Source organism: Pseudomonas sp. 22072, from assembly GCF_052046095.1.
GTDB classification, from domain to species: domain Bacteria; phylum Pseudomonadota; class Gammaproteobacteria; order Pseudomonadales; family Pseudomonadaceae; genus Aquipseudomonas; species Aquipseudomonas paracarnis.
The window spans coordinates 4595-27038 of the sequence record NZ_JBQEQE010000012.1; the positions used below are offsets into that span (position 1 = coordinate 4595).

At 60.4% G+C, this 22444-nt stretch carries 20 protein-coding genes; 5 read left to right on the forward strand and 15 right to left on the reverse strand.

Annotated features, from left to right (window positions below; all coding sequences use genetic code 11):
* Positions 1-157: 157 nt before the first annotated feature.
* Genes ACTJLA_RS14230 through ACTJLA_RS14240 form a run of 3 tightly spaced genes read right to left on the reverse strand, consistent with a single transcriptional unit; the run spans position 158 to position 2740 of the window.
* Complete coding sequence (locus ACTJLA_RS14230) at positions 158-1339, reverse strand: acetyl-CoA C-acetyltransferase (protein WP_003190325.1); 1182 nt, start codon at positions 1337-1339, stop codon at positions 158-160.
* A gap of 11 nt (positions 1340-1350) precedes the next feature.
* Positions 1351-2010: a CoA transferase subunit B gene (locus ACTJLA_RS14235; protein WP_005786928.1), complete on the reverse strand. Its 660-nt coding sequence runs from the start codon at positions 2008-2010 to the stop codon at positions 1351-1353.
* Between the two features lie 31 nt (positions 2011-2041).
* Positions 2042-2740, reverse strand: coding sequence for a CoA transferase subunit A (locus ACTJLA_RS14240; RefSeq protein WP_003190329.1), 699 nt, complete (start codon positions 2738-2740; stop codon positions 2042-2044).
* A gap of 133 nt (positions 2741-2873) precedes the next feature.
* Between ACTJLA_RS14240 and ACTJLA_RS14245 the strand changes: the two genes are divergently transcribed.
* On the forward strand, positions 2874-3776 hold the full coding sequence (locus ACTJLA_RS14245) for a LysR family transcriptional regulator (RefSeq protein ID WP_034127061.1): 903 nt from the start codon (positions 2874-2876) through the stop codon (positions 3774-3776).
* 58 nt (positions 3777-3834) lie between these two features.
* Here the strand turns inward: ACTJLA_RS14245 and ACTJLA_RS14250 are convergent, their stop codons facing one another.
* The 6 genes from ACTJLA_RS14250 to ACTJLA_RS14275 form a co-directional block, all read right to left on the reverse strand.
* Positions 3835-4164, reverse strand: a complete 330-nt coding sequence (locus tag ACTJLA_RS14250; protein ID WP_003190335.1) for a hypothetical protein — start codon at positions 4162-4164, stop codon at positions 3835-3837.
* Positions 4165-4720: 556 nt separating this feature from the next.
* Positions 4721-5566 (reverse strand): NAD-dependent protein deacetylase, encoded by an 846-nt coding sequence (locus tag ACTJLA_RS14255; RefSeq protein ID WP_089042774.1) that lies wholly within the window; start codon positions 5564-5566, stop codon positions 4721-4723.
* A 9-nt stretch (positions 5567-5575) separates the two neighbouring features.
* Positions 5576-6016, reverse strand: a complete 441-nt coding sequence (locus tag ACTJLA_RS14260) for a CBS domain-containing protein (RefSeq protein ID WP_034127063.1) — start codon at positions 6014-6016, stop codon at positions 5576-5578.
* A 129-nt stretch (positions 6017-6145) separates the two neighbouring features.
* Positions 6146-8095 carry a DNA topoisomerase III gene (locus ACTJLA_RS14265; protein ID WP_089042776.1) on the reverse strand — a complete coding sequence of 650 codons (1950 nt, stop codon included), beginning with the start codon at positions 8093-8095 and terminating at the stop codon, positions 6146-6148.
* A gap of 220 nt (positions 8096-8315) precedes the next feature.
* Positions 8316-9938 (reverse strand): MFS transporter, encoded by a 1623-nt coding sequence (locus tag ACTJLA_RS14270; RefSeq protein WP_054895765.1) that lies wholly within the window; start codon positions 9936-9938, stop codon positions 8316-8318.
* A 94-nt stretch (positions 9939-10032) separates the two neighbouring features.
* On the reverse strand, positions 10033-11700 hold the full coding sequence (locus ACTJLA_RS14275) for a GMC family oxidoreductase (RefSeq protein WP_072448753.1): 1668 nt from the start codon (positions 11698-11700) through the stop codon (positions 10033-10035).
* Between the two features lie 128 nt (positions 11701-11828).
* Here ACTJLA_RS14275 and ACTJLA_RS14280 point away from each other — a divergent pair, with 128 nt between their 5' ends.
* Positions 11829-12722, forward strand: coding sequence for a LysR family transcriptional regulator (locus ACTJLA_RS14280; protein ID WP_034127066.1), 894 nt, complete (start codon positions 11829-11831; stop codon positions 12720-12722).
* A 136-nt stretch (positions 12723-12858) separates the two neighbouring features.
* Here ACTJLA_RS14280 and ACTJLA_RS14285 read toward each other — a convergent pair whose 3' ends face one another.
* The 4 genes from ACTJLA_RS14285 to ACTJLA_RS14300 form a co-directional block, all read right to left on the reverse strand.
* Positions 12859-14718 carry a DUF3857 domain-containing transglutaminase family protein gene (locus ACTJLA_RS14285; RefSeq protein ID WP_089042772.1) on the reverse strand — a complete coding sequence of 620 codons (1860 nt, stop codon included), beginning with the start codon at positions 14716-14718 and terminating at the stop codon, positions 12859-12861.
* Positions 14719-14865: 147 nt separating this feature from the next.
* The gene (locus ACTJLA_RS14290; protein ID WP_089042771.1) at positions 14866-15966 is read right to left on the reverse strand and encodes a DNA alkylation repair protein; all 1101 of its coding nucleotides are present in this window, start codon (positions 15964-15966) and stop codon (positions 14866-14868) included.
* Positions 15967-15985: 19 nt separating this feature from the next.
* On the reverse strand, positions 15986-17332 hold the full coding sequence (locus ACTJLA_RS14295) for a glutamine synthetase family protein (RefSeq protein WP_089042770.1): 1347 nt from the start codon (positions 17330-17332) through the stop codon (positions 15986-15988).
* A gap of 11 nt (positions 17333-17343) precedes the next feature.
* Positions 17344-17901, reverse strand: a complete 558-nt coding sequence (locus ACTJLA_RS14300) for a helix-turn-helix domain-containing protein (protein ID WP_072448734.1) — start codon at positions 17899-17901, stop codon at positions 17344-17346.
* A gap of 269 nt (positions 17902-18170) precedes the next feature.
* Here ACTJLA_RS14300 and ACTJLA_RS14305 point away from each other — a divergent pair, with 269 nt between their 5' ends.
* The 3 genes from ACTJLA_RS14305 to ACTJLA_RS14315 all read left to right on the forward strand — a co-directional run bounded on the left by ACTJLA_RS14305 (position 18171) and on the right by ACTJLA_RS14315 (position 20470).
* Entirely contained in the window at positions 18171-18662 is a 492-nt protein-coding gene (locus tag ACTJLA_RS14305) for an REP-associated tyrosine transposase (protein ID WP_233453222.1), read from the forward strand.
* Between the two features lie 217 nt (positions 18663-18879).
* Positions 18880-19188: an RcnB family protein gene (locus tag ACTJLA_RS14310; RefSeq protein ID WP_089042768.1), complete on the forward strand. Its 309-nt coding sequence runs from the start codon at positions 18880-18882 to the stop codon at positions 19186-19188.
* Positions 19189-19276: 88 nt separating this feature from the next.
* Positions 19277-20470 (forward strand): MFS transporter, encoded by a 1194-nt coding sequence (locus tag ACTJLA_RS14315; RefSeq protein ID WP_034127072.1) that lies wholly within the window; start codon positions 19277-19279, stop codon positions 20468-20470.
* On the opposite strand, the gene ACTJLA_RS14320 is transcribed toward ACTJLA_RS14315, so the two are convergent.
* Entirely contained in the window at positions 20433-20705 is a 273-nt protein-coding gene (locus ACTJLA_RS14320; RefSeq protein WP_003190355.1) for a DUF1652 domain-containing protein, read from the reverse strand. The genes ACTJLA_RS14315 and ACTJLA_RS14320 overlap by 38 nt on opposite strands.
* 102 nt (positions 20706-20807) lie before the next feature.
* Complete coding sequence (locus tag ACTJLA_RS14325) at positions 20808-22304, reverse strand: PAS domain S-box protein (protein ID WP_014717983.1); 1497 nt, start codon at positions 22302-22304, stop codon at positions 20808-20810.
* Positions 22305-22444 lie beyond the last annotated feature (140 nt).

The following is a 22444-nucleotide window of genomic DNA, read 5'->3' on the forward strand; positions in this document are numbered from 1 at the left end:
CCAGCTCCCACATTTTGATCGAGTTCATTCAGGGGGATCGATAAAAGAAAAGGCCTGGCTTTTCGTGGAGCCAGGCCTTTTCTATGTTGCTCTATTGGCGTGGGGCTGCTACGCAGCCCAACTGGAGCAAGCTCCCTCGCCACAATAGCGATCCGATTCAGTTGCGTTCGAGCGCCAGGGCGACACCTTGGCCGCCGCCGATGCACAGCGTTGCCAAACCTTTCTTGGCATCGCGCTTGATCATTTCGTGCAGCAGGGTCACCAGTACGCGGCAGCCTGAAGCACCGATCGGGTGGCCGATGGCGATGGCGCCGCCGTTGACGTTGACCTTCTGCGCGTCCCACTCCAGCTCTTTGCCCACCGCCAGTGATTGCGCGGCGAAGGCTTCGTTGGCCTCGATCAGGTCCAGGTCCGCAAGCTGCCAGCCGGCCTTGTCCAGGCAGCGGCGGGTGGCCGAGACCGGGCCGATGCCCATGATGGCCGGGTCGACGCCCGCGTTGGCGTAGCTGGCGATACGCGCCAGTACGGGCAGGCCGAGTGCCTTGGCTTTGTCGGCGCTCATCAGCAGCACGGCCGCAGCGCCGTCGTTCAGGCTGGAGGCGTTGCCGGCGGTGACGCTGCCGTCTTTCTTGAACGCAGGCTTGAGCTTGGCCAGGGATTCGGCGGTGGTGCCGGCGCGGGGTTGTTCGTCCACGGCGAAGGCCACCGGGTCGCCTTTGCGCTGGGGAATCAGGATCGGTGTGATCTCATCGGCAAAGCGTCCGGCTTCGATAGCGGCGGCAGCTTTTTGCTGGGAGGCGGCGGCAAAGGCGTCCTGGGCTTCGCGGCTGATGCCGTACTTGTCCACCAGGTTCTCGGCGGTGATGCCCATGTGGTAATCGTTGAACGCATCCCACAGGCCGTCGGTGATCATGCTGTCGATCATCTTCGCGTGGCCCATGCGCAACCCGGTGCGTGCGGCAGGCAGTACGTACGGGGCCAGGCTCATGTTCTCCATGCCACCGGCAATGATCACCTCGGCGTCGCCGCAACGAATGGCCTGGGCGCCCAGGTGCAGGGCCTTGAGGCCCGAACCGCAGACCTTGTTCAGAGTCAGGCTCGGCACGGCATGGGGCAGGCCGGCAAGGATCGAAGCCTGGCGCGCCGGGTTCTGGCCGCTGCCTGCGGTGAGCACCTGGCCGAGGATCACCTCATCCACTTGCGCCGGGTCCAGGCCGGTCTGCTCCAGCAGGCGACGGATCACGGCGGCGCCCAGTTCCGGGGCCGGAATGTTCGCCAGCGAACCTTGGAAGCTGCCCACGGCGGTGCGGGTGGCAGCAACAATCACGACGTCTTGCATGGAATCTGTCCTCACTGGAAGTGCATTTCTGGAACGTGGTCCGGGACGATCAGTTTACCGGCGGTCTTGCTCACAATCTCTTCAACGCTGACGCCAGGTGCGCGTTCCTTGAGGACAAAAGCGCCATTTTCGATTTCCAGGTACGCCAGATCCGTGAGCACACGCTTGATGCAGTTGGCACCGGTCAGCGGGAGGCTGCATTGGCTGAGCAACTTGGACTCACCGTCTTTGGATGCGTGAGTCATGATCACAATGATGTTTTCTGCGCCGGCCACCAGGTCCATGGCACCGCCCATGCCCTTGACCAGCTTGCCGGGGATCATCCACGAAGCGATGTTGCCCTGTACGTCCACTTCGAATGCGCCCAGTACGGTGAGGTCGACATGCCCACCGCGAATCATCGCGAACGACTCGGCGGAAGAGAAGATCGAGGCTCCGATGCGTGCGGTGACGGTCTGCTTGCCGGCGTTGATCATGTCGGCGTCGATGGTTTCTTCGGTTGGGAACGGGCCCATGCCAAGCAGGCCGTTTTCCGATTGCAGCATCACTTCCATGCCGTCGGGGATGTAGTTGGCCACCAGGGTCGGAATGCCAATACCGAGGTTCACGTAGTAACCGTCCTGCATCTCGCGGGCAACGCGTTGAGCCATTTGTTCGCGGGTAAGCGCCATGATTGTTTCCTCTTGTTGTTCTGGACGGGGATTATTTGCGGACGGTGCGCTGTTCAATGCGCTTTTCGAAGGTGCCGCAGATGATCCGGTCGACGTAGATGCCAGGGGTGTGGATCTGCGCCGGGTCCAGCTCGCCCGGTTCGACGATTTCCTCGACTTCGACCACGGTGATCTTGCCGGCGGTGGCGGCCAGCGGGTTGAAGTTCTGGGCGGTGTGACGGTAGATAACGTTACCGAAGTGGTCGGCTTTCCAGCCTTTGACGATGGCAAAGTCGCCGGTGATGGACTCTTCCATCAGATACGGGCGGCCCTTGAATTCGCGGGTTTCCTTGCCTTCGGCAACGGGGGTGCCGACGCCAGTGGCGGTAAAGAAGGCCGGAATGCCGGCACCGCCTGCGCGCATTTTTTCTGCCAGGGTGCCTTGAGGGGTAAGCACCACCTCAATCTCGCCGCTGAGCAGTTGTTTCTCGAAGAGGGCGTTTTCACCCACGTAGGAAGCGATCACTTTGCTGATCTGCTTCTGTTCCAGCAGCACACCCAGGCCGAAGCCATCGACGCCACAGTTGTTGGAGACCACCGTCAGGTCGCGGGTACCTTTGCGCTTGATTTCGGCAATGAGGTTTTCCGGAATGCCACACAGGCCAAAACCACCGGAGAGCACGGTCATGCCGTCTTCCAGGCCTGCCAGCGCTTCTTCATAGGACGCCACGCGTTTATCGAAACCTGCCATATGCACCTCTTTTATTGTTTGTGGTCCAGCCAGTGAGTTGAGTGTTGCGCCAGCGGATTGATTTGTTAAGTTGTTTTTTAAGGTTGATTGATTTAGAAAACAGCATAGTCCAATCGTCGTCCGGAGCTGCGTCATGACCGTTAAACAGATGCGTGCCTTTCTCGCCGTCGCGCAAAGCCTGAGTTTTGCCGCGGCCTGTGAGCGTTTGCACCTCTCTCAATCGGCGTTGAGCTTGACCATCAAGGGCCTGGAAGAAGGCTTGGGCGGGCGCCTGTTCAGCCGTAATACCCGTAACGTCGCGCTGACCCCTGAAGGCGAGTCCCTGCTGCCCCTGGCCCGCCGGTTGATTGCCGATTGGGACAACGCCGAAGACGAACTGCGCCAGCGTTTTACCTTGCAACGTGGCCGCGTCACGGTGGCCGCCATGCCCTCGTTCGCGGGGAACCTGTTGCCGCCGATCCTGAAGATATTCCGCGCCCGTTACCCCCAGGTGAACGTGACGGTGCATGACCTGATCAATGAACAGGTGCTGGAGATGGTGCGCGACCGTCAGGTGGAGCTGGGGGTGGCGTTCGAGCCGTCCGATGGTTCGTCATTGGCGTTCACGCCGTTGTACCTGGATCGCTTTGTCGCCGTGGTCCCGGGGGATTCGCCCTTGGCACAGCGTGCTGAAATCGACTGGAAAGCCTTGTTGGAGCAGCCGTTCATCACCCTGCAGCGGCCTTCCACTGTACGAGTGATGCTGGAAGAACACCTCGGTGCCTTGCAGATGAAACTGCCCGTTGCCTTGGAAAGCCATCAACTGGCGACGGTGGGCAAGATGGTTGCCAGCGGTTTGGGGGTTAGTGCAGTGCCAGCGTTATGCGCCAGGCAGATGGAGGAGGCGGGAGCCCATTGCATTACCTTGACTGGCCCGGTGATCGAGCGACCAATTGGGGTGCTGACCAAGCCGGGGCATGAACTGTCGGCGGCGGCGCAGGTGCTGTTTGATATCTTTCGGGATGAGGCGGGGAAGGGCAGGTTTCCAACTTTTTAAATCAGTAAATACAAATGTGGGAGCTGGCAAGCCAACTCCCACATTGATTGAGTACTACTTAGTAGTAACGGTCGATCACTTTAACTTGCGAGCTGTCTTTGAAAGACGCCCAGGCATTGTTAAGTGTGTCGAACACTTGCTCGATAAAGTTGCGATCAGCGGCGGCCTTCTTGCCGACATAACCCTGGCCACGGCGGTACATCTTCAGGCGCGCCGCCAGCTCACGGTTGTTACGGTCAAACTCGGCTTCTTCGGTATGGGGCGCCAGGCAGTCAATTTGCACTTCGCCCGATTTGCCAATCCACAGGATATGGTCGTCGAGTGTGTCTTTCTGCGCTGCGAACATCTCAGCCAATTCATCGATAGTTGGTTGGTTGTTCAAATTCATGTGTAAGCCCCTTGACCAGTTGGCGATCTATCAGTTGATTCGTTAATACCAGTAAGTTGTCTCCGGTCACTAAAACCGGGCGTCAGCGACGGGCTGCCGAATACGGGCAGGGTCTTGAAGCTGATGCATGTAGTCTTGCTGATGAACTGCTACGCAATGCTCTGATTGCGAAGACAAGCCGCGTTTGAGCGCCTTGTACCTGCCCCTTCCGGGGCCGGTCACTTCATCAATCTGCCTTGTGGGCAGTGCACATCCGGAAAAACAGCTCGGCGGTCAGACGAGCCTGTTCGAAACGCTTGTTACCAACGCTCCCGATCCGAGAGACGTCTAGATCATGCAAGGACAAAAAGGTTACGTCAACGGTTATGTAGTGATTATTTTTGATCACTACATAAATTGCCGTGGGGACGGGGGAATGCGCGAAAACGTGACTTGGGCGTCATTTTCTGTGCGGTGGGTCGCGGGATTTTGGTGGCGGATTTACGCCGAACCCTGTGGGAGCTGGCTTNNCACACTGCTATCGCAGGCAAGCCAGCTCCCACATGTTGATGTGTCGCTATCTCAATCTCTCGGTCAATAAGGGTAACAGTTGCTCGCAAGACGCCTGGATCTTCACCTGCAACAACTCATCCCCCCGAGTCTTGCCCAGGTTGATGGCAATCACCGGCTTACCCTGTTCAACCATCGCCTTGCACAGGCGAAACGCCGAATAGGCCATCAGCGACGACCCCACCACCAACAGCCCTTCGGCATGCTCTACCGCCGTCATTGCCTTGAGCGCCGTCGCCGGCGCGACGTTTTCGCCAAAGAACACCACATCCGGTTTCAGCCGTTCGCCATTGCAGTGCGGGCAGCGGGGTACCTGGAAGTGCTGTTCAAACGCCGGATCAAGCAAGGTGTCGCCATCCGGCGCTTGCACCGCATGAACCTGTGCCATGTGCGGGTTATCGACCTCCATCTGCCGCTGGATCACGTCGCGCTCGCTGCGCAGTTGGCAATCCAGGCACAGCACCCGATGCAAGCTGCCATGCAGCTCGATCACATCCTGGCTGCCGGCCTGGTCATGCAGGGTGTCGACGTTCTGCGTGATCAGCCCGCTGATATGGCCACGGTGCTGCAGCGTCGCGAGCGCTAGGTGGGCCTTGTTCGGCTGGGCAATGCGCACCCGTGGCCACCCCAGCATCACCCGCGCCCAGTAGCGGCGCCGCGCCTCGGGAGTGGCGAGGAACTCCTGGTACATCATCGGTGGCTTGCCCCGGCGTACACCTTCCCCGTCCCGGTAATCCGGGATACCCGAAGATGTACTTATCCCTGCGCCGGTCAGCACCAGGAAACGCCGGCCGGACATGGCCCGGTGCAGAGTATCGAGGTGGTCTTCCTGATGGTCCAGCGTGTCGAGCATGGGTTCCCCCTATTCGCCGCGGATGTACTGTTCCAGTTGCTGGATCAAGGCCGCTTGTTCGGCAATTGCTTCCTTGACCAGGTCACCGATAGACAGCAGGCCCAGCAGTTTGCCGTCTTCGACCACCGGCAGGTGGCGCAGGTGACTGTCGGTCATGATGTTCATGCATTCCTCGACACTCTTGTGAGTATCCACAGTGATCACCGGCGAGCTCATCACCTCATGGACCTTGGTGGTAACTGACGAGAGGCCCTTGAGCATGATTTTACGTGCGTAATCCCGTTCACTGATGATGCCGACCACCACGTCATCCCTGACCACTGGCAAGGCACCGACGTTTTTCTCCGACATCCGCACCAGCGCTTCAAATACGGTGTGGTCCCATTTGATCGTGTGGACGTCCTGGTTTTTCTGGTCCTTGGCTTTCAGCAGTTGTGCAACGGTCTTCATGGCGGCCACTCCGGTGTTGTTGTTGGTAGTCCAGATCCCCTACAGAATCCTAGACCGAACCCGCCGGAGCAAGGGCCAATGCGGCGTTAAATCTGTCGAAAAACGTCATGTGCCAGTCTTTTTTGGTATTTATCCCGCATTTGCCGGCTTTTTTCCGCGCTTGGGGTTGGTGCCAGCTTTACGTGGGGCGGCCTTGCGCTTCTTTTTCCACGGCGTCGCACCTCGGCCAGCCGGGCTGGCGGGGCCAGTGATAGTCATGCGCATGCCGTTACAGCGTGCCACCTGCTTGCTCATCCAAGCCGCTTGCTTGGCGACGAATTCCTCCAGGCTCATTTCGCCGCTTTGCACCATGTCCAGTGCCTGTTCCCAGATGGCGGTGGTGCCGGGGTCGGCGATGGCGCGGGGCACCGCGTCGATCAGGCTGAACGCGGCCGGGGTTGCCGACAGGGCCTTGCCGTTTTTCACCAGATAACCGCGATCCAGCAAGCCCTGGATGATCCCGGCGCGGGTGGCCTCGGTGCCGATGCCAGTGGTGTCCTTGAGTTTTTGCTTGAGCAACGGGTCCTCCACCAACTTGGCGACGTTTTTCATGGCCTTGATCAGGTCGCCTTCGGTAAAGGGCTTGGGCGGCTGGGTCCACAGGTCTTTGAGGTTGACCTTGGCCACGGCGTAGTCGTGGCCCTGCACCAGCGTCGGCAAAGCTTGGGGCGCAGGCGCTTCGCGACCTTTGGCGGGTGCCAGCGCTTCGGGCAAGGCGCGTTTCCAGCCCGGTTCAATAATGACTTTGCCCACCGCGCGCAACGCCTGGCCGGCACAGTCGAAATCGGCCTGGGTGCGGTCGTATTCATGGTTGGGCAGGAACTGCGCCAGGTAGCGCGCACGAATCAGCGTATAGACCGCACGGTGCTTGCCGGTCAGTTGGCTGAGCTCCTTGCCGGCTCCGGTGGGGATGATGCCGTGGTGGGCGCTGACTTTCGCGTCGTTCCAGGCCCGCGAACGGCGCCGAGGGTCGATGTGCGACATCAGCTCGTTGACCGCCGTGTCCGCACGGCCCAGCGCCGCAAGGATCTTCGGCGCTTCACTGTGCTGGCTCAATGGCAGGTAGCCGCAATCGCTGCGCGGGTAGGTGATGGCCTTGTGGGTTTCGTACAGGGATTGGGCGATATCCAGGGTTTCCTGGGCTCCCAGGCCGAGCTTCTTCGAACAGATCTCCTGCAAGGTGCCGAGGTCGAAGGGCAGGGGCGCCACTTCGCGCATGCGCTCGGTACGCAGCTTCACCAGCCGCGCCGTGGCGGCGTTGAGCATGGCGTCGGCGGTGTCCCGCGCCAGTTGCGGGTTGAGGCAACGGCCCTGGTCGTCACAGGCATCCTCAGGGGCGCGCCATTGGGCGGTGAAGGTGATGTGATCGTGGCGCAGGTCGACATCAATGGCCCAGTAGGCCACCGGCACGAAGTCGGCAATGCTGCGATCACGGTCCACCACCAGGCGCAGGGTCGGGGTTTGCACCCGGCCTACCGGGAGTACGCCCTGGTAACCGGATTGGCGCCCCAGCAGGGTAAACAGGCGGCTCATGTTCATACCTATCAGCCAGTCGGCGCGCGAGCGCCCCAGGGCCGAGTGATACAGGCTGAAGGTTTCTGCACCGGGTTTGAGCGCCGCCAGGGCCTTGCGAATGGAGGCGTCGTCAAGTGCCGACAGCCACAACCGCTGGATCGGCCCGCGGTAGCGGCAGTGTTCCACCAGTTCACGGGCGATCATCTCGCCTTCACGGTCGGCGTCGGTGGCGATCACCAGTTCCTGGGCTTCCCCCAGCAAGCGCTTGACGGCCTTGTATTGGCTGGCGGTCTTGGGCTTGACCAGCATTTTCCATTTATCCGGGACGATCGGCAGGTCGGCCAGCACCCAGCGTTTGTATTTGGCGTCGTAGGCATCGGGCGGTGCGGTCTCCAGCAGGTGGCCGATACACCAGGTGACCGTGACTCCATTACCCAGCCAGCACCCATCGCCGCGGCGGCTGGCACCGAGCACGGCCGCGATATCCTTGGCCTGGGAGGGTTTTTCACAGAGGTACAGCCGCATGGTCATCACATCAGATCGGGTTGATGCCTTGCAGGATGCTTATTTGAAGGGGTTTGAGCAACCATTATGTGTATGGATGTACAGCAATTTGTGTGGGTGCCATACGCCGCTGTAGGAGCGAGCTTGCTCGCGAAGGTCGTTANGATGACACGGGGCGCCTGGTGCCCCGCGTTGCTCTCAGGTTCTTCGCGAGCAAGCTCGCTCCTACAGGGCAGAGGTATCAGTTGTTTTCGATATCCACATGCCGGGTTTCCTTGAGGCAGAACAACCCGACGATCAGGCTCACGCCCGTCACCACCACCGGGTACCACAACCCATAGAAGATATCGCCGGTGTACACCACCAAGGCAAACGACACCGTCGGCAGGAACCCGCCAAACCAGCCGTTACCGATGTGGTAGGGCAGGGACATCGAGGTGTAGCGGATGCGCGTCGGAAACAGCTCAACCATCAGCGCTGCCAACGGCCCGTAGCACATAGCAGCGATGAAGATCAGCACCACGATCAGCACCACCACCATCAGCTTGTTGACCTGGGCCACATCCGCCGATGACGGGTAACCGGCCAGGGCCACGGCGCCACGCAGGGCCGCTTCATCAAAGCCGTCGATACGCACATCGCCCACGCTCACTTGCACCGGGCTGCCCGCAGGGGCGGCGGCGCTGCTGTAGGGCAGACCCTGTTTGACCAAGAAGGTCTTGACCTTATCGCAGGGGCTGTCAAAACGGGCCTTGCCCACCGGGTCGAACTGGAAGGTGCAGGTGGCCGGGTCGGCCAGTACGGTGATCGGCGCCTGTCGGCTGGCCTGGTCCATTGCCGGGTTGGTGTAGTGCGCCAGGCCCTTGAAGATCGGGAAGTACAGGGCGGTCGCCAGCAGCAGGCCGAGCATCAGCACTGGCTTGCGCCCGACCTTGTCCGACAGCCAACCAAACAGGATAAAGAACGGCGCGCCAATTACCACGCTGATGATCAACAGCATATTGGCCAGGGCCGGGTCCATGCGCAGGAATTGGGTGAGGAAGAACAGCACATAAAACTGCGCCGCGTAGAAGGTCACCGCCTGCCCGCCGTTGATACTGAACAGCGCGATCAGCACCACCTTGAGGTTTTCCCATTTGCCGAAGGACTCGCGAATCGGCGCCTTGCAGGCCTTGCCTTCCTCTTTCATCTTCAAGAAAGCGGGCGATTCGTGCAGGCTCATGCGGATCCAGGTCGAGATGCCCAGCAGCACGATGGAAAACAAGAACGGAATGCGCCAGCCCCACACTTCGAACTGATCGCCGGTGAAGTAACGGCAGGCCAGCACCACCAGCAGCGACAGCAGCAGGCCGAGGGTGGCGGTGGATTGAATCCAGCTGGTGTGCAGGCCGCGCTTGCCCGGTGGCGCATGCTCGGCCACGTAGGTGGCGGCGCCACCGTACTCACCGCCCAGCGCCAGGCCCTGCAGCATGCGCAGCACAATGAGGATGATCGGCGCAGCAATGCCGATGCTGGCGTAGGTCGGCAGCAACCCGACGCAGAAGGTTGCCACGCCCATCAGGATGATGGTCACGAGGAAGGTGTATTTACGCCCGATCATATCGCCCAGGCGGCCGAACACCAGCGCACCGAATGGCCGCACTACAAAGCCTGCGGCAAAGGCCATCAAGGCAAAGATAAACGCCGTGGTGTCGTTGACCCCGGCAAAGAACTGCTTGCTGATCACCGCCGCCAGGGCGCCGTAGAGGAAAAAGTCATACCACTCGAACACCGTCCCCAAAGAGGAGGCGAAGATGACCTTTCTTGATTCGTTGGCGGTACTTGCACTGGCCGCCGAGCCCAGGGGTTGAGCATGTTCTGACATCGGGTGTCCCTCACAGTGATTATTTATTGTTGTTCCACTGTCGGCGCTGACCTCGGCGCCGCTATTTTTTCAACGTCTTCAATATCGTTAATGATTACGCGGGGTGCCTTGTAGTGCGCGGTGCCGTTGGGTTTTTCGCGAGCAAGCTCGCTCCTACAGTGTTTGGGGACAGGATCAGCTGCGCGGCCTTCTCCGCGATCATCAGCGTGGGTGAGCAGGTATTGCCGGAGGTGATGCGCGGCATGATCGACGCATCCGCAATGCGCAGGCCGGGAATGCCGTGTACGCGCAGCTGGCTGTCGACCACGGCGTCTTTGTCATCGCCCATGCGGCAGGTGCCCACCGGATGGAAAATCGTGGTACCGATCCGTGCAGCGGCCTCGTGCAGTTGTTCTTCAGTTTGCAGGGCTTCGCCGGGCAGGTATTCCACCGGTTTGAACTGGCTCAGGGCCGGAGCGGCGACGATGCGCCGGGTCAGGCGAATAGCGTCGGCGGCCACGCGCAAGTCTTCGGGGTGGCTGAGGTAATTAGGCTGTATCAGCGGCGCATCCGCCGGGTTGGTCGAACGGATATCCACCCGGCCGCGACTTTGGGGGCGCAGGTCGCAGACCGACGCGGTAAATGCCGGGAAGCCGTGCAACGGTTCGCCAAAGCGTTCCAGGGACAGTGGCTGCACATGGTATTGCAGGTTGGCGGAGGTTTGCTCCGGGCCGGAGCGGGCAAACGCGCCAAGCTGGCTGGGCGCCATCGACAGCGGGCCGCTGCGGTCGTACAGGTAGCGCAGGCCCATGCCCATCTTGCCCCACAACGTGCCGGCGATCTGGTTCAGGGTGCGGGCATTTTCCAGCTTGTAGATCAGGCGCAGTTGCAGGTGATCTTGCAGGTTGCCGCCAACGCCTGGCAGCTCGTGCACCACGTTGATACCCAGCGGCTTGAGCACATGGGAAGGGCCGATCCCTGAGCGTTGCAGAATGCCCGGCGAGCCCACCGAGCCGGCGCACAGTACGATCTCTTTGCGCGCCTTCCAGCTCAGTGCCTGGCCGTGTTGGCGTCCCAGTACCTGCGAGGCACGACCGTTTTCCAGTAGCACACGCTCAACCTCTACCTCAGTCAGCACGGTGAGGTTGGGGCGCTGGCGGATCGGCTTGAGGAACGCCTTGGCCGCATTCCAGCGCACACCGGCTTTCTGGTTGACCTGGAAGTAACCGCAGCCCTCGTTGTCGCCCTGGTTGAAGTCATTGATATTGGCGATGCCGCTTTGGGCAGCCGCTTCACGAAACGCATCGAGGATCGGCCACGACAGGCGCTGTTGCTCGACGCGCCACTCACCGCCCTCGTTGTGGAATTCAGAGCCGCCGGCAAAATGGTTTTCGCTCTGTTTGAACAGCGGCAGTACGTCTTTCCAAGCCCAGCCCGCGTTGCCCGCCGCCGCCCAGCCATCGTAGTCCTGGGCCTGGCCACGCATGTAGATCATGCCGTTGATGGACGAGCAGCCGCCCAGCACTTTGCCCCGTGGGTAACTCAAGGCGCGCCCCTGCAGGCCGGCTTGAGGTTGGGTCTTGAAGCACCAGTCGGTGCGTGGGTTGCCGATGCAGAACAGATAGCCGACGGGGATATGGATCCAGGGGTAGTTGTCGCGGCCACCGGCTTCCAGCAGCAGGACACGGTGAGCCGGGTTGACGGACAGACGATTGGCCAGCAGGCATCCGGCAGGGCCGGCGCCGACGACGATGTAATCGTATTCAGCAGTTGCATTGGGCATCTGGGGTCTCGCTTGTTTTTCTTATTGGGCCCATCCTAGTTGTTAGTTTTCGTCTTAAAAATGTTAGTTTTTACCCACCCGCTGTGCGTTTTTAAACAACGCCGGCGGGCCCAGGCTCTGGAGGCGATATGTTCGACTGGAATGACCTGCGGTTTTTTCTCGAGTTGCAGCGCAGTGGCCGCCTGCTCACCGCCGCCCAACGCCTGAAAACCACGCATGCCACCGTGGCGCGGCACATCGACGCCATCGAGAAAAGCCTCGGCACGGCGCTGTTCGTGCAGCACGCCCAGGGCTATGAACTGACGCCTGCCGGCGAAGCATTGCTCAAACATGCCGAAGCTATGGAAAACGTGGCACTGCTGGCCGAAGACGAGCTCACCCACTCTGCGGCGCCCCTGGGCAAGATTCGCCTTGGTGTAGCCGAAGGGCTGGGCGTGATGTTTCTGGCCGCACGCATGGGCGGGTTGTTTGAACGCTATCCAGGTTTGGAGGTGGAGCTGGTCGCGGTGCCGCGTTTCGTCAGCATCCTCAATCGCGAAGCGGAGATCAGCATTCACTTGGAACGCCCCAGCGCCGATCAACTGGTGACGCGCAAACTCACCGATTATCGTCTGGCGCTGTACGCCAGCCGTGCCTACCTGGCGCGTAACCCGCCCATCGAAAAACGTGAAGACCTCTCTGCCCATGCCTGGATCGATTATGTCGATGACCTGCTGTTCAGCCAGGAATTGAAGTTCCTCAACAGCTTCTGCCGTAGCCCCCGGGTGGTGTTCCACAGCACCAGCGTGATCGCCCAGCACCAGGCGGCGCGTTCGGGGTTGGGCATTGCGGTGTTGCCATGTTTCATGGCGGCTGGGGATGGAGAGTTGGTGCCGTTGCTACCGGCGGAGGGTATCCAGCGCAGCTATTGGATCAGTTCGCGCCGGGAGCTGCACAAGTCGGTGCGGTTGCGGGTGTTGTGGGATTATGTGGTGGAGCTGTGCGCAAGGGAGCAGGGCTTGTTGCTCGGCGAGTCCCGCTGACACACACGGATTAAAATGTGGGAGCTGGCTTGCCTGCGATGGCGGTGTGTCAGTNAGTCACCGATGGGCAAGCTGACCGGCCATCATCGCAGGCAAGCCAGCTCCCACATTTGGATCGTGGTGTGTCAGGGACAGTCTAGAGCTTTACTACCTGATGCACCTGCTCGGCACAGGCCCGGGCCTCTTCAATCATCTTTCCGAACGCATCGCTGGTGACTTCGGCATGGGTCAGCCAGCGCTTTTTCTGGCTCAGGCGATAGTGATAGCGCAGCGAGCCGTCCTCCAGTTTTCCGTCCAGGTCGAGGTCGTACCAGGGCGAGCGTACCTTGCAGCCGGGGATGGCTTTTTCCATCTTCCCGCCTGCCAGGGTGTAGGTGTAGTCATAGGTTTCAGGATTGCCCAGGTAAAGGTCGGCCTGTTGCCCCTGGCGGCGATAGTTGATGTAGCCCTCCCAGCGGTCTTTCAAGGACGGGTCGGTGTAGACATAGTCATTGGCCAGTTTTTCCAGGGCGCGCTGATCGTTCATGCGGGCGGTGACGCTGTAGCCGTCATGTACCACAAAGCGGGTGGGTTCGCGGGTGATCTGGCAGTCGCTGATATCGTTGCCGAAGTTGGCGCAGATGTTCTGGTCGGTGGCGGTGGTGCCTTGCTGGCGGTCTGCGACGCTCAGTTGCATCAGCGGCAGGCGGCTGAAGGTAATAGTCGCCTTGACCGCGCCATCTCCCTCTTTGCCGTACTGCACCTGTTTGTCCAGGCGTATCGAGACTTCGGGGCGCTCCAGTGGGATGTGTTCTTCGCGCACCTGGCCCTGCGCATCGTTGACCAATACCCAGCGGTCCTGAATATCGGGCATGGTCTGGCCAGGGGCGAAGACCGGGTTGGTCGGGTCAAGCCACCACACCTGGCCATTCACTTCGGCACGCACGATGGCGTGGTTCGGCGCCTGGGTGCCAGGAATCAGCAGGGCATCGACCACGTCGCCACGGCTGACCCACGCGGTCTCAGCCTTGATGCCACTGGCCTTGAGCATGGCCGTCAGCAGCGTCGCCAGGTCCTTGCAGTCGCCGTAGCCGTGCTGCTCGATTTCCGCCAGGCTGAACGGCACATAGCCGCGCTCGGTCGCCCGCCAGTCACCCAGGTAGCGGTAATGATCATTGATGTGCTGCATCATTGCCGCGACTTGCTCAGCTGGCGCCAGGCTGCGTGCGGCGGCCACGGCGGCGGCGGCTTGCGCCGGCAGGGTGGCGCCGAGGATCTGGTTGTAATGCTGGGCGAAATCACCGAAGTACGCCTGGCGGTCCACGGCGCTCCCCACTTCCAGGCGTGGGACGCGCAGTAGTGCGGCGGCGGAGGATTCATTGATGTAGTTGAGGTAGGTCGGGGCTTTTTGCACCACATCCAGGGTCTTGCCGTTGCTCGAAGGCGTTACCTTGAAACCGTCGAACAATTCACTTCGCCACTGGATCGGCCGTTCGGCGGTAAAGCGCGCCTTGAAGCGATCGCGACGGGCTGAGCTGGGCCCGAACTTGAGCACATAGTGGAACTGAGTCATCAGCGGTTTGGCCGGGTAATGCTGGCGTACCGTGTAGCGGATCTGCGTGCCCACGCGCAGGTTGGGGAAGGCCAGGGAGGTTTGCTTGTCGCGGCTGAAGCCTTGGTCCGGGTTGGGTGCGCTGCGGGTATCGATTTGCGTGGCGGCCAGGGCGACCGGCTTGGCGCCAGGCTGGGTGGATTGAGCGCTGACCACTTCAAAGGTGTCGGCTTCGGAGTAGTCGAAGTCGATGCGCGAGAGCATTTCGCGGCCGTTGGCCTTGAGGATCGTGTAGCGGTAAGTGGTGGTGCAGTCGGTGCTGGCGTCGCGGTTGAAGTGGCAGTGCAGCTCGGTGTCACTGGCCAGCGGGGCTTCGGCTATGGGTTGCAGGGCTGCGCTGACGGAATGGGAAACCAGCCCCAGGCTGATGGCAATCAAAGGGCGGTGAAACGAAAAACGGTACATGGGCGCCTCGGGTGACACATTGAAACAGCTACCCGGCGGGTAGCGAGAAGGCGCCGGATGATAATAGATCTCAACGGCAAAGGCCAGGATTGTTCGACAATTTATCGGGCTGAAAAGCCCGTGCTAGAGCCTTTTGTTTGATTTGTGTCAAGGTTTCAGCAGTTCGAACTCTGCACTGGCCAGGCGTTCACCGTTGATCAAAACATGTATCCGATGCGTGCCGGGGTAGTGCTTGCGCGTGGTCAATTCGCGGATGTGCTGCTCGCGGTTGATGGTCTGCCGTTCGCCGGCGCCCAAGGTAAAAGCCTTGAGCTTGAACACTTTGGATGCGCTGTGGCCAGCGCTTTTTACGTAGTCGATGGCGTAGTCCACCACCAGTTTTTGCGCGTGGTTGGCGGTGGATTCCAGCTGGAATGACAGATTGATCCGCTCGCCCAATCGGATCACGGCGGGGGTGACGCTCAGTCCACGGATCGTCACCTCAGCCTTGGCTCCGGCCCCCATGATCGTCAGCGCGCGGGTGTCGCCTTGCTTGATCAAGCTGCGCAACGCATGGCGAGCGATCCAGGCGGTGTGGGCGTTGGCCAGGTTCCAGCCTTCGATCACATTGAGCACCCAGTCGGGGTGGTCCTTGGTGATGTCATTGAGGTGGTTGGCCACCGACTTGCGCACATAGAGGCTGCTGTCGGCCCTGAGGTTATCCAGGATCGACGCACATAACTTGGGGTTGGCCTGCACGTTGGCGAGGCGAAACGACCAAGGCAGGCGAGGGCGTGAGCCTTCACTGGCCAGGCGGCGTACGTGTTCGTTGCCATCCAGCGACCATTGCTGCATCACTGCCAAGGTGCGCTCGAAGTCGTGCAGTAAGAAGTGGCGAATGGCGAACTCGGCCGAACCAAAGGTGGTGAAAAACTTCAGCGCGGCCATTGAACGTTTGAAATCACCCAGGCCATAACTCGCCACGTAATGCGCCAGGAACAGGCTGACAAAGCCGCTGTTGATGCGCGGTGCCAGAGCGTAAAGCAGCTTGAGGGTTTGCGCATAATCCAGCGGGATCACCGCGTGCAGGCTCTCGCTGACCCGGGCCATGCGTTGCATCACCGATAACTCGGCCAGCCCGACGCAAGCGTGCTGGAGAAAACCCTTGGCGTCGAACGCCGGGTACACCACAGTCATTTCGGTGGCGATGTGTTGCAGGCGTTCGATGTTGAAGATTTCCTTGAGGGCCGGGGCGGCTTGGTCGCTCATCTGCATTTCCATGGTGGGGTCAGAGAAACCAGCGATATTCTCGCGCATGGATCTCTTGTTGAAATGCCAGGTGATCCTGGCGTTTGTTCTCGCAATACACTTCGACAAATTCCGCGCCCAGCTTGTCGCGCAGTATTGGTTGCTGCTGCATGGCACGCACGGCGTCGAGCATTTCCACCGGGAAATCGGTGCCGCTGTTGCGGTCTTCGTTCAATGGCGCGATGGGTTCGCGCTTGGCATCAAGCCCGTGCTCCAGGCCCACCAGGATTGCCGCCAGCACCAGGTAAGGGTTGGCATCGGCGCTGGCCAGGCGGTGCTCGATCCGCAGGTTGCGCGGGTCGGACTCGGGGATACGCACACAGGCATCGCGGTCTTCAAAGCCCCAGCTCGCCCGCGTCGCAGCGTTGACCGTGCCGCCCAGGCGACGGAAGGCGTTGTGGTTGGGCGAGAAGATCGGCATGCAGTGGGGCAGCAATTCCAGGCAACCGGCTACGGCGTGGCGCAATGGCTGCTGCTGATGGGCCGCTAGCAAGTTATTGCCCGCTGCGTCGTAAAGGCTGACATGCACGTGCATGCCGCTGCCGGGAAATTGCAGATAGGGTTTGGCCATGAAGCTGGCGCGGTAACCATGCTTGAGCGCAACGCCACGGGTGCTGCGGCAGAACAGGGCGGCCCAGTCGGCGGCGCGCAGGCCGTCATCGCAGTGGCCGAAGTTGATCTCGAACTGGCCGGGGCCGATCTCGGCGGTGATCACCGTGATGTCGATGCCTTGGTCCTTGGCGGTTTGCGCCATGTCGTCGAGCACGTCGCTGAAACGCGACAGCCGTTCGATATGCAGGTTGGGCTGGTCGTCGGCATCCCCACTGAGCGGGTCGCGGGCGAATTGCGGCAGGCCGTTTTCCAGCTGTTTATCGAACAGGTAGAACTCCAGCTCAAACGCCACCACGGGATGAATGCCCTGATGCTGCAAGCGTTCCAGGACCTTGGCCAAGACTTCGCGGGGTTCGAACTCGATGGGCGCTTCGGTGCCGTCCGAGGTGATGAGCATTTGCCCCAATGGCTGCGACTCCCAGTTCACCGGTTTGAGCGTGCCGGGCACCAATCGGCGATTGGCATCCGGGTCGCCATCGTTGAAGCAGTAGTCGCCAATCTTGAACAACCCCCCCTGGACCCCCAGCAATACCGCATTCTGCGGCAGCTTCAGCGGGCTGCCAGCGGCGACTTTTTCAAGCATCTCCACGGGGTAGCGCTTGCCGTAGAAATGCCCGGGAATGTCCAGGGCGATCAGGTCGACATAGCGCACGTCGGGGTGGTTCTGGCGAAAGCTGCGTACTTCGGCCAGCAACGTGGAGGAATGGCTTTTCACGGGTGCAGCTCCTAGTTGTAAACCCACAAGACGCGGGCGGGCAGGTCGGTCAGGTTGGCGTAGCGGCAGTGGGCGAAACTGGCGAGGTGGAAACTGTCGCCGGGGCTGAGGGTGACTGGCGCGGCTTCGTCATCCACCCACAGGGTCAACTCGCCTTCGAGCACAAATCCGGCCTGTTCGGCACGGTCGCTCATGCTCTGTTCGCCGCTGTTGGCACCGGGGGCCAACAGGCTGTCAAGCATCGAGAACGCACCGTTCATGCTCGGCGACACCAGGATGTCGGTGATGCCATTGGCGTAATACACCGTGCGCCGCTCGTTGGGGCGTGTGACCCAATCCACCGCCTTGGGTTTGGGCAGGCTGTAGAAATAGGTGGTGGGCACATCGAGGGCGTGACTGATGGCAGTTAAATCGGCCACGGTCGGGCGCGACAGGCCACGTTCGACCTGGGACAGAAACCCCACCGACCGTTCGATTTTTTGCGCAAGTTGGGCCAGGGTGAGTTTCTTGTGCTTGCGCAGGTCGTGGATCAGCGCCGCGAGGGTGGCGAGTTCTTCTTGAGGGGTCATGAAATTTAATTCGAATAATTTCATGAAAAATTACACGATTATTTTCACGCTCGCAAACCCTATGCACAAACCCTTGTGGCGAGGGAGCTTGCTCCCGCTGGGCAGCGAAGCGGCCCCAACCCATTCACCGCATGCGTTCAGTGGATGCGCGGTGTGGCTTTTTGGGGCTGCTGCGCAGCCCAGCGGGAGCAAGCTCCCTCGCCACAAAGGATTGGGAAATATGGGGAAACTGTATTGGGCAGGGACATCTCAGGTGCCTGCTAGGTTGAATGGACCATTCAACCATTCAGGGGAGCAAAGGATTGCTTCACAAGCCCAACTCTCATTTGTTGCGACGTGGCCGTTATTCAGAACCTGGTCGAGCTTATTTGGTGACTGCCGTGGTTTATCAACGTCGCCCGGTATTTGCCGATCTTTACCTGGGGCGGCTATTGGTTGCCGAGCTCAAACGAGCCCATGACCTTGGACTGGTCAACTCGCTGGCTTGGGTCATTATGCCGGACCACCTTCACTGGTTATTTGAATTGCGAGGCGCGACGCTGCCTGAAGTGATGAAACGGGTGAAGTCGCGCAGCACACTGACCATCAACCGAGCCCGTCGCACGCACGGTGCTTTTTGGCAGTACGGCTATCATGATCGTGCGGTGCGGGCCGATGAAGACCTTATCAAGGCTGCTCGCTACATCATCGCCAACCCACTGCGAGCCGGACTGGTCGAGCATGTTGGCGACTACTCGCTCTGGGACGCCGCCTGGCTATAACGGTGTACCCCCCTGTGGCGAGGGAGCTTGCTCCCGCTGGGCTGCGAAGCGGCCCCAAAAAGCCCGACCGCGTACCCACTGAAAACATGCGGTGAATGGATTGGGGCCGCTGCGCAGCCCGGCGGGAGCAATCTCTGGTCACAGGGAAATACGGCTGAATGATTACGCGCCGCCGCGGTCGGAATCTGGGTACGCACCATTAATTGAAGGAGCACCCATGAAGTCGAAAACCTTAGCCGCTTGCCTGCTGGTCGCTGCCAGCTTTTCCTCCGTCAGCGCTGTAGTGCAGGCCGGCGATATCCCTCAGGAAACCGTGCAACCTTCAAACATCAACGCTCGTGATTTGAAAGAAGGCGACCGCGCTCCGGATATCCTGATGCGCAAGGAGTCGGCCATCAGCGATTGGAAAAAGCGCGGCCTGAAGCAGCCCGAAGAAGAAAGCCAGTGGGCGCGCGTAGGCGACAAGTACGTCCTGCTCAAGACCACCAACGGCACCATCCTCGAGATTACGCCAGTCAAGAAATAATCCCGCCGGGGCACCTGCTCGTTTCATGTTTCTTGCGTTAAGGTAACCGACCGCAATGGTCGCGTTACCTTTGAAGAACGAGAGCAGGATGCTTGCCACCATCAGAAACTACCCCCGCACCGTGAACCTGTTGCTGTGCGCCACGTTGCTGCTTACGCTGGCCAAGGCCATCACTTTTCCTTATCTCGTGATCTACCTCACCAGCCATTTCGCCTTGGACATTACCCAGGTCGGCCTGGTAATCGGCAGTTCGCTGATCGTCGGTTCGCTACTCAGTGTCTACGGTGGTTTCCTGGTCGACCGCATCAATAGCTATCGCCTGTTGCTCGGCTTGAGCCTGGTGTTTGTGCTGGGGTTTATCGGCACGGTGCTGGCGCAAAATATCTGGTCGTTCTATGGCTGCCTGATCCTGATCAACCTGGCCTACGCCGTCATCGATATTGCGGTGAAAGCCGGCTTCGCCAGCCTGCTGCCCGAAGACGCGCGCAGCGAAGTGTTTTCCATCAAATACACGCTTACCAATATCGGCTATGCCGTGGGGCCGTTCTTTGGCGCGATGGTGGCCAAGCTGGATATCAGCCTGCCGTTTATTCTGTCGGCGCTGTTGGGGCTGGGGTTTTTTCTGCTGTACGGGCGCTGGGGTGACCGTAACTTGGCCACGGTGGACGCCACGCAAAAGCCGCTGCCGTTCCTTGCCGTCGCCCGCGTTTTGCTGCAGGACCGTCGCCTGGTGTGCTTCACCCTCGGCGGTTTACTCAGCGCGGTGGTGTTCGGCCAGTTCACGGCCTATCTGTCGCAATACCTGGTGACCACCACGACCGCCGAATACACCTACACGGTGATCAGCGCGGTGCTGACCACCAACGCCGTGCTAGTGATTGCCTTGCAGTACTTGATTGGCAGGCGCATCTCGCACCGTTACCTGAGCCAGTGGCTGATCGCTGGCTTGAGCATGTTCATGCTGGGGTTGATTGGCTTCGGGCTGTCCACCAGCGTGGTGGGCTGGGTGCTGGCGATGGCGGTGTTCACCGTCGGGGAGATCATCGTGTTTCCGGCCGAATACATGTTTATCGACCGAATTGCCCCGGACCACCTGCGGGGCATGTATTACGGGGCGCAAAACCTGTCCAACCTCGGTGCGGCGCTGGGGCCGGTGTTGTGTGGGCTGGTGTTGGCCAGCCTGCCGGCCCATTACATGTTCTACATGCTGGGGGCGTTTATCGTTGCCGGCGGGGTGTTTTATTTCATGGGAGCGGCGATAAAGGCAAATCATCCAGCGTGAGCTTGCCGACGTTGTTGCTTTGCAGCTCGTAGCGCAATTCATCCACCATTTTCGCTACTTCCTGCGGGGTCTGCAGGCGGTTGGTGCTGATGCCGGTAACCACCAGGTCGACGCGGCCGGTCTCGGCATCGTAGACCTTGAGGGTCAAGGACGCGTCCCGGCACAGGGTGAATTCGCACGTCAGCGGTGACAGGCCTTCTTCGATGCAGTTGCGCAGCTGAGAGAGGGTAAACATGCGGGTTCCTTCTAGGCATAAATACGATCCCTTGAAGGTTATTGCTTGCACCGCCGCTCAATAAGGCGAATTCGCACTAGGCGCACTAGTGCATTTGCAGGGTCAGGGCTTGTTTTTCAGGCGCAAATCACCGGCAAACAGCCCGCGTTCACGAGCCCAGACGATCGCAGCACTACGGCTGTGCACCCCCAGCTTGGAATACACCGTGGCCACATGGTTACGCACGGTGTTGGGCGCCAGTTTCAGGCGCGAGGCGATTTCTTTGTCCGCCAGGCCCTCGCAGATCAGGCCCAATACATCGCGCTCGCGGGCGGTGAGGTCGGTGAAGGAAACATTCGGCAGGTTGGGGCTGTTGACGCTCTTGGCGTTGGCCAGCTTCTCGATCAGGGTCTGGCTGAACCAGGACGCGTCCTGCATGACTTCCTCGATGGCCGCCACCAGTTCCAGCTCCGAGCGTTTGCGCTCGGTGATGTTCATCAGCACCATCAGGTAGCAGGGGACGTCCTGGATAATCACGGTGTCGGCGGATACCACGCAGTCGATCACCTCGTTGCCTTTCTTGCGCACCTTGAGGTCCTGGCCTTCAAGGTTGCCGGCTTTTTCCAGGGTGGCGAACAACTGCGCGCCGGCCTGGGGGCTGTCGATGAAGTTGATGTCTTCGATGGATTTGCCGATCAATTCCTCGCTGATGTAGCCGGTGATGCTCATGAAGGCTTCGTTGATGTCTACTACCTGGCGGTTGTCGGCACTGCATACCAGGGTCGGCACGGGCGTCAGGCGGAAGGATTTGGCGAAGCGTTCTTCGCTCTGGCGCAGGGCGATCTCGGCTTTGCGCCGAGGCTCCAGGTCGGTGAAGGAAAACAGCATGCAGTCTTCCTCGTTCATGTCCAACGGTTGGCCGGCGACGATCACCAGTTTGCTGCCACCTTCGGGCAGTCTCAGTTCGGCCTGCATCTGCGGGATGGTCGCGCCTTCGCCCAGGCGCTGGATCGCCAGGTCCTTGCGCTCGGCCTGTTCCAGCACATCCAGTTCATACACAGATTTGCCGATGACCTGGTCGCGGTTGTAGCCGGTCATCTCCAGAAAACCCTGGTTGACCTTGATGTAGCGCAGGTCGCTGAGGCGACAGATCACCGCGGGCGCCGGGTTGGCGTTGAAGGTTTTCTCAAAGCGTTGCTCGGCGCTGGCCCATTCGGTGGCGTCGCTGAGGATCAGTACCAGCAACTCAGGTTCACCCTGGGCATCGGTCAGCACCAGGCTGCGCAGGCGATGTACCCAACTGCGGTGTTCGTCGTCGGCGGGTGTGACTTCCACCACCACATCGCTGAACTCTTCGCCGGCAGCCACGCGGCTGAGGGGGTAGCTGTCCAGTGGCAAGGGATGGTTGTTGCGATAGCGCAGGGCAAAGCGTTTGGCGTACGCCTCGGTATTGGCGCCCAGTTCCTTGACCTCGCTGACCCCATGCATGGTCAACGCCGCTTCATTGGCCCAGAGAATGGTCTGGTCGACCTCGGCCAGAATCACACCGTCGGACAGCCCGGAGATGATGGTTTGCAGTTGGCGGCGGTTGGTTTCTTTGGCGAGAACATCCTGGGTCATAACGTCTCCGATTAGGGCAGGGCAAGGCACATTGGGTTACGACATCCTGGCTTCAGGATAGTGCAGAGTAATTGCCCATGGGGCAGTGCGAATGCACCAGGTCACCTGGTGCATATGGGCCAGGACTGAACGTATGTCGT